Origin of the sequence: Rubrivivax rivuli (assembly GCF_004016505.1) — a bacterium.
GTDB classification, from domain to species: Bacteria; Pseudomonadota; Gammaproteobacteria; order Burkholderiales; family Burkholderiaceae_C; genus Rubrivivax; species Rubrivivax rivuli.
On the sequence record NZ_SACR01000001.1, the window covers coordinates 1,059,031 to 1,066,195 of the forward strand.

6 protein-coding genes are annotated in these 7,165 nt (G+C 65.3%); 3 read left to right on the plus strand and 3 right to left on the minus strand.

Going from position 1 to position 7,165, the window contains the following annotated elements:
- Window positions 1–16 precede the first annotated feature (16 nt).
- Together EOE66_RS04575 and EOE66_RS04580 are read left to right on the plus strand one after the other, a co-directional pair.
- Window positions 17–1,381, plus strand: coding sequence for a GMC family oxidoreductase (locus EOE66_RS04575; protein WP_205702619.1), 1,365 nt, complete (start codon window positions 17–19; stop codon window positions 1,379–1,381).
- On the plus strand, window positions 1,381–2,511 hold the full coding sequence (locus EOE66_RS04580) for a glycosyltransferase family 4 protein (protein ID WP_128227441.1): 1,131 nt from the start codon (window positions 1,381–1,383) through the stop codon (window positions 2,509–2,511). The genes EOE66_RS04575 and EOE66_RS04580 overlap by 1 nt, the downstream gene beginning before the upstream one ends.
- Before the next feature lie 44 nt (window positions 2,512–2,555).
- Here the strand turns inward: EOE66_RS04580 and EOE66_RS04585 are convergent, their stop codons facing one another.
- Genes EOE66_RS04585 through wecB form a run of 3 tightly spaced genes read right to left on the minus strand, consistent with a single transcriptional unit; the run spans window position 2,556 to window position 6,404 of the window.
- Window positions 2,556–4,013, minus strand: a complete 1,458-nt coding sequence (locus tag EOE66_RS04585; protein WP_128227442.1) for an oligosaccharide flippase family protein — start codon at window positions 4,011–4,013, stop codon at window positions 2,556–2,558.
- The gene (locus EOE66_RS04590; RefSeq protein ID WP_164884996.1) at window positions 4,010–5,305 is read right to left on the minus strand and encodes a glycosyltransferase; all 1,296 of its coding nucleotides are present in this window, start codon (window positions 5,303–5,305) and stop codon (window positions 4,010–4,012) included. The genes EOE66_RS04585 and EOE66_RS04590 overlap by 4 nt, the downstream gene beginning before the upstream one ends.
- A gap of 31 nt (window positions 5,306–5,336) precedes the next feature.
- The gene (gene wecB, locus EOE66_RS04595; RefSeq protein ID WP_128227444.1) at window positions 5,337–6,404 is read right to left on the minus strand and encodes a non-hydrolyzing UDP-N-acetylglucosamine 2-epimerase; all 1,068 of its coding nucleotides are present in this window, start codon (window positions 6,402–6,404) and stop codon (window positions 5,337–5,339) included.
- Between the two features lie 403 nt (window positions 6,405–6,807).
- Here wecB and EOE66_RS04600 point away from each other — a divergent pair.
- Window positions 6,808–7,165 (plus strand): Gfo/Idh/MocA family protein (locus tag EOE66_RS04600; protein ID WP_205702633.1); only part of this gene is annotated, 358 nt, incomplete at its 3' end.

Genomic DNA, 7,165 nt, shown 5'->3' on the forward strand with positions numbered 1-7,165 from the left:
AGGGCTTGGGGGCTGCGTGCTGGCCCACGCCATCAAGGACACGCACGAGGTGACGCTGGTAGAGCGCGGTAGCGCGGGTTCGCACGACCTCTACCCTGTAGTCGACCGAGCTCGCCCGGCAGGCATGTGGCCGCATGTGGGCGCTGGGCCTGGTGGTTCCACTCAGTTGTGGCACAACGGGCTCATCGAGATCGAGGCTTCGGTCTTCGAGCGGGGGTGGCCCTTCCCCAAGTCCGAACTCGACGCTTTCTATGCCTCAGCCTTCCAATTGCTCTCGGGCCTGGAAATCGGGCTGGTGCGTGCAGCCATCGAAGACTTGGCTAAGCGCTACCGGGCCCTCGGCTTGCCGGCGGACGGGCTGCCCGGGTTGTTCTACCCCCAGACACCAATGAACGTTTGGCAGGCCCTGGGCCTCGCCAACAGCGTGAAGCTGGTGCAGGCTGACGTGGTGGGCGTCGAGCTAAGGGAAGGTGAGTCCGTGCGAGCGCTTCAACTGCGCACGCCAGGGCAGACGCAAAGGCTTGAGGGCGACGTGTTCGTCTTCGCCGCCGGCGGCCTTGGCACGCCGGTGCTGCTGCAGACACTTGCGGCTGCCGGCAGCAGCTTGCCAGCGCTGCAGCATGCGGGTCTGCACTACGAAGATCACCCCATGGGCTTCGTGGGCGAGGTGGAGGTGACTGTGCCTCTGTACCGCCTTTGGAACTTTCGTGTGCCAGGTACCGACGGGAATCTGCGTTTGCCGTTCGTCGTCCGGAGGCCGGGCATCGACATCTCTTTCCAACTCCGGCCTGCAGCCACCTACTACCGAGACACCCGCCGCCAGCGTGTGGGAACAGTGCTGAATGAGTTGCGCCGCGCTCCCTGGAACCTCTGGAATTACTTCAAGCTCTTCGCACATTGGGACGACGTGCTGGACATCCTGTCGTTCAAGTTTGGTGTGCACTGGCCCACCCGCCACTACACGCTGCTGATGATGGCCGAGATGCCGCCGCAACTTGAATTGGCCATCGTCGCCGCGGAGGGAAAGGATGCCAATGTGCGCCATCGCGAGCGGCGGTGGGTGCTGACGTCCGCCTACCGGCAAGAGCTGAGCGCTGCCATCGACGAGTTGCTCGAACAACTGCAGCCCGTGGTGCGCCGTGCCAACCTGTTTCCCAACTGGTGGGAAGAACTGCGCACAGGCGCCCACCATTCGGGCACGGCGCGCATGAGCGTCGATGCCGCACGCGGCGTCTGCGATGCAGACTGCCGAGTGCACGGCGTCGGCAACCTCTACGTGTGCGACGGGGCGGTCATTCCCGCCAGCGGCGTGGCGAATACAGGGCTAACGATTGCTGCTCTGGCCCTGCGTTTGGCTGCTCACCTGCAGGCGAGGCGCTGATGACGCTGCGCATCGGGATGGTGGCTCGCACGCTGAACGCGCCCCACCTGCGCGGCACGGGCCGGTACATCCAGGAAGTGCTGCGCAACAGCAAAGCTGCAGACGGCGTGCATTGGACTGTGTTCGCCAACAATCCCGCTTTGCCGTTACGCGTGCCCGCAGACCTGGCAGGCGAGACCGACGTGTTCGGGTTTCGAGGCGACCGCTTCGAGCTGTGGGAACAGATCGGGCTGCCGCTGCATGCGCGGCGGGCCGGCGTGCAACTGCTGCATTGCGGCGAAAACACCGTGCCGCTGTGGCAACCCATGCCCACGGTGGTGACCATCCACGACACGGTGCTGTGGGAGGAGCCCAGGCCCACGCGACTGGATTACCACTACTTGCATCACGTGCAGGGCCTAGCCTACAGGCGCTGCTCAGCGGTCATCACCATCAGTGAATCATCGCGGCGCGACATTGCCCGGCGCTGGCCGTTTCTGGCTGACCGGCTGGTGGTTATCCCGCACGGCATTGCCGATGAGTTCTTCCAGCCAGCGACCGCCCCGCTTCCTCCGGCCTTGCGCGCGGTGCTGGAAGACGGACAAGGACGTAAGCCATATTTGCTCTATGTAGGCGGACCGCAGCCGCGCAAGCGTTTCGGGTGGGCCCTGGACCTGTTGGCCAGCGCGGACGACAGCGCGCTGCACTTGGTGGCCTGTGGTTTCGGCGCTGCAGCAGCGCAGGCAGCCGTCGTACCGTCGTCCCTGGTCGGGCGCGTGCACTTCGCTCCCTTCGTTTCGGATGCCGAACTGGTGGCGCTGTATCAGGGGGCGCGGGTGGCGCTTTATCCCACCCTCTACGAGGGCTTCGGCTTCCCGGCTGTCGAGGCACAGGCCGCAGGCACGCCTGTGCTTTTCAGTCCAGTCAGCAGCCTGGCTGATCTGGTGGGGCCGCTGACATGGGCGGTGCCGGCCCAAGACCCGGCAGCCTGGCAAGTAGCCTTGCGCGACGCTCTCAGCCTGCAGCCGACGGCGCGGGCAGAGCGAGTGAGCGCAGCACAGCGCTGGGCCCGGAGTTTCGCGTGGCGCAAGACCGCCCAGATGCACCTTGACCTGTATCGCCGAGTACTGGCTGGCGACCGGCTGAACTGAGGCCTGCAGGCCGAGAGAGTCCTCCCGAACGGGCCGGTACCGCCTCAAAAGCGCAGTAAGGCTCGGCGCACTTTCAGAAACGTCGGGTCGGCGGCCAGCGGGTGCCGACAGGCCGTCAACGCTAGCGGCCAACTGAGAATGCAACTGGCGATGGCAGCTACGAACACACCAAGGGGCACGGGCTCGGCCCGGTCCAGGCCCCAGGTTAGAGCAATCGCGGCGGGCACCACAATACTGAGCAGGCACACCAGCAAGCTGCGCTGCAACTGCCGGCCCAGTGCCAGCCACTGTGTGGGCACGCAACGCCCCTTGTAGGCATACAGCAGCGGGACTTGCAAAGCAAGGGCCAGCACCAGGGCCCAGGCGCAGGCCTCCATGCTCTGGAACACCACCGCTCCAGCCACAATGAGGGCCGCGCGGAACGGCTGGAACAACAGCTCGACGCGTGTGGTCAGGTCGATGCGGCCCATCGCCAGAAACAGGGTGCCGATCAGGCTAGCCAGGGCAGCAATTGCGCCGGCCAGGCAGTACACGGGAACCAGCTTGGCGGCCTGGTCCCACTGCTGGCCGAACAGCAGCCGCATTGTCTCTAGCGCGTATAGGCTGATAAATGCGTAGAAAGGCCACGCGATGGCCGTCACGTTGGCCAGTGTTAAGCGGTAGAAGGGTTCCATCTCGCCGTCTTCCCGGTGCGTCCTGGCAAACGCAGGATGCATGACATTGCGGATAGCCCCCATCACGTCCTTGTGGAACAGCCCCATCAAGCCTTGCGCCTTGCTGATGACCGCAACAGGCTCGAAGCCCATCACGCGCCCGATCGCCAAGTCGTTGGCATCCATCGATAGCGAGGTCACGGTGCCCGTCAGCGAGCTTTGCGCCCCGTAGCTGATCATCTGCCGCCAGGCCGTGAACGCCGGCCACAGCAAGCGCCGCTCGGCGTTCAAGATGAATGACGCAAGTCCGGTGGTAGCCGTGCCCACCACTGCGCCGATGGCTAGGCTGACAACGCCGAGGCCCAACCATGCCAGCCCTATGCTCACCACCGCACCCAGCCCGGCCCCGGCCAGGTTAGCTGCCGCCACCTGCTTGAAGTGCATGTTCCGGCGCAGCAGCGCCATCGAGACCGTGCAGAAGGGCAGCACCAGGAAACTGAGGGCGCAGATGCGCAGCGTGGTGGCCACGTCGGAGCTCTTGTAAAACTGTGCCACCCACGGCGCGCCCATGAACACCACACCGAAGAGCAGACCGCCCAGAGCCAGAGAGAGGCCGAAGGCTGTTTGCAGGTGTGCATCGGTGAGTTTCTTTTCCTGGATCAGGAAGCCGACGATGCCGAAGTCCCTGAGCACCTGCGCAATGCCTAGCACCGCGAGGCTGACCGAGTAGATGCCGATGGCCTGGGGCGTGAGCAGCCGCGCCAGCAGCATGTTGCTGCCCAGCGCAATGATGATGGACAGCCATCGTTCGATGAAGGAGAAGGCCAGCGCCCCGCGCAGGCTGCTCATGCGCCCGCGCGCCCGGGGTGCGGTCTGGCTTGCACCTCGTCAAGGACGTCGGCCAGTTGCCGCGCCGTGGCTGCGCGTGTGTACGTGATCAGCCGTTCGGATCGTCGGGGCGTGAAGCCCGTATAGGCGCCATCCGTGCACAGCGACTGCAGCACTGCAAGCAGGCCTTCCTCGTCGTCGCGTTCCAGACGCCAAGCCCCACCAACGTCGTCGAGAACCCGCGCCACCTCGCTATTGGCAGGTGCTGCAGCGATGATTGGACGTTGGCTGCCGATGTACTCGAACAACTTGCCGGGCAAGGAAGCGCTTGCGTAAAAGCCTTCCGAGACGGGGAGGAACACGGCATTCGAACGCCCCATCATTCCCAGGGCCTGGGCGTGAGACACCCGCCCATGCTCCGTCACCCGGTCTTCGATACCGAACTCGTGCGCGGGACCTGGCTTGAATCCGGCGGCATCCACGGCCAGGCAGTCCAGCCAGGGGGCCTGGCGCAGCTTTGCCAGCCGCAACGCGCGGTAGAGCAACTCGGGCCCGTAGCCCATCCGCCAGACGCCCGTGTAGCTCACTCGCACCTTGCCGTCGTCCACCGGCTGTGGAAGTCCGGCGAAGTCGGCGGGTTCGAAGCCGTTGGTGATGCAGCGCAGATCATCGCGCCCCACGCGCGCACCGATGTTCTCGACCAGGGCTTTCGTCACCGTGACGACGGCGGCTGCGTCCCGGGCGGTCTTGCGTTCCAGATGAGGGCGGAACCGGCGCTGCAGCCGCGTTTCTTGCTCCCATGGGGCATCGCCGCTGGGCGACCACATGTCGCGGTAGTCGATCACGTAGGGCACCCCGGTCGCCCGGCTGATGTCGCGCGCAACCAGGAACGAGGTCCATGGCGAGCCGCTGGCGTAGATGGCATCGAAGGGCTGTTCGCGGTGCAGCTTGATACCGAGGGCTGCGGCCGATGAACGCCATGCGGCCACATCGTCGGGCACCTTCCACAGCGCAGGAAGGCGCCAGGCCAGCGATGCAGCGACTCGTGTGCCCATCGGCGCCGGCAACAGCGCACCGAGTCGCTGCGCCCAGGCTTCCGTAGCCAGCGGTGCGCGTTCCACGCGGGTTCCAGCTCGAACGTCGGAGAGCAGTTCGGGGTCGTAGCGGTCGGGCCGGGAGTCTGGGTTCGAGATCGTCAGCACGACCGGCTCCCAGCCGTTGTCGGGCAGGTGGTTTGCGAACTCAATGCTGCGCCGGGTGCCTGAATTGGCGATGGGCGGATAAAGGTAGGCGATGAAGAGAACGCGCCGCAATTGCTGTCTTCCTTGAGGGCGGCCTACGGACTCACATCCGCGCCAGATACTCGGCAATCTTCGCGGCTGCCCGTCCGTCGCCATAGGGCTGCTCTGTTGAGCTCGACGGCCGGGTGGCCGCTTTCGCCTGCGCCACGATCTCGGCGGGGTCGAGTGACGGGACAAGTTGGTTCCATCCCATCTCGATGGTTTCTACCCACTCCGTTTCCTCGCGCAGCGTGATGCAGGGTACCTGCATAAAGTAGGCTTCCTTCTGCACGCCGCCAGAGTCGGTGATGACGAGGGACGCGCGCTGAAGCACGGCGAGCATCTCCACATAGCCCAGTGGCGCCACCATCTCCACCGCCTCGAAGCGGTCGGCCAGCCCCAACTGTTCGATGCGTGCCCTCGTTCGGGGGTGCACCGGAAACAGCACCGGCCGTTCACGCGAAAGTGTGCCCAGGGCGGTGGCGATCTTGGCCAGTTTCTCACCGTCATCGGTGTTCTCTGCACGGTGCACCGTCACCAGCACGCCACCGGCTGCAAGGCCCGGGGTGCCGTCTGAGGCCGCTACCTGGCTGAAGCGCAGTGCTGCGTCGTACATCACGTCGCCCACCTGCACGATCTGTTCTGGCGCCACGCCCTCCCGAAGCAGATGGCCTGTGGCCACCGTGGACGGCGTGAACAGGACGTCGGAGATCCGGTCGGTGAGGATGCGATTCACCTCTTCCGGCATCTTGCGGTTGAACGAGCGCAGGCCCGCTTCGACGTGCGCGACAGGCAGGTGCAACTTGCTGGCCGCCAGCGCACCCGCCAGCGTGCTGTTGGTGTCGCCGAAGACCAGCACAACGTCGGGCCGCTCATCGACCAGGCAGCGCTCGATGGCGATGAGTTGCCTGCCCGTCATCTCGCCATGCATGCCGCCACCGATACCAAGGTGGTGCGCGGGCACGGGGAGGCCCAGCGTCTGAAAGAAGACGTCGGACATGTTGGCGTCATAGTGCTGCCCAGTATGGACGAGCCTCTCTGACAAGCCGGCTTCCACGAGGGCAGCGCTGACCACCGCAGCCTTCACGAACTGCGGGCGCGCGCCCACGATCGAGACTATCTTCTTTGCCATATGCGACGAGCCTTGCTCTTGAGCGGAGGAGGCGCACCCGCGATGGTGCGGCTGCTGTCCAAAGTCGGCAGATTCTCGGGCACTTGCCTAGAGCGAACTCAGGACGCGCGCCGTCAGCGCCCTAATGGAGGTACGTGCCGTGGCAGGCATCACGCTTTGAGGGCACACATCTAACTTGCCCGGTTCTGCGCAGCCCGAACGGGCCTTCGCATGCAGAAAGTGCTCCGGCGCGTGCATAGTGCGCCAGTCGAGGTTGAGGTGTGACGGCCATGGCAATGGTCGCGTAGCAGAATTCCCAGCCGTACGCGACATGCTCAGGGCTCAAGAACGGCGCTCGTTGTGCACGTAGGCCGTCACTACGTGCCTTGTCCGGGCCCTTTCAACAGCTTTAGGCTTCATGCACATCCACCGCCGTCCTGTGACCGACCGCAAGGTCCGCTTTGCGGTCATTGGTTGCGGCCGCATTGCGCAGAACCACTTCGAGTCCATCACGAAGCACTCGGAGCGGTCCGAGCTGGTTGCGATTTGCGACACCGACCCTGCGGCGCTGGCTGCGGCACAGGCGAAGACCGGTGCGGAGCCCTTCGCCTCGCTCACCGAACTGCTGGCCAAGGCCCAGGTGGACTGCGTGGTGCTGACGACGCCCAGCGGCCTGCACCCGCGCCAGGCGATCGAGGTGGCCCGTGCCGGCATCGACGTGATGACGGAAAAGCCCATGGCCACGCGCTGGCACGACGGGCTGGCCATGGTGCGTGCCTGCG

Bases quoted from the DNA above. Each gene is read 5' to 3' on its own strand.
- EOE66_RS04585 (WP_128227442.1), bottom strand. From the start codon at position 4,013: ATGAGCAGCCTGCGCGGGGCGCTGGCCTTCTCCTTCATCGAACGATGG.
- EOE66_RS04580 (WP_128227441.1), top strand. From the start codon at position 1,381: ATGACGCTGCGCATCGGGATGGTGGCTCGCACGCTGAACGCGCCCCAC.
- wecB (WP_128227444.1), bottom strand. From the start codon at position 6,404: ATGGCAAAGAAGATAGTCTCGATCGTGGGCGCGCGCCCGCAGTTCGTG.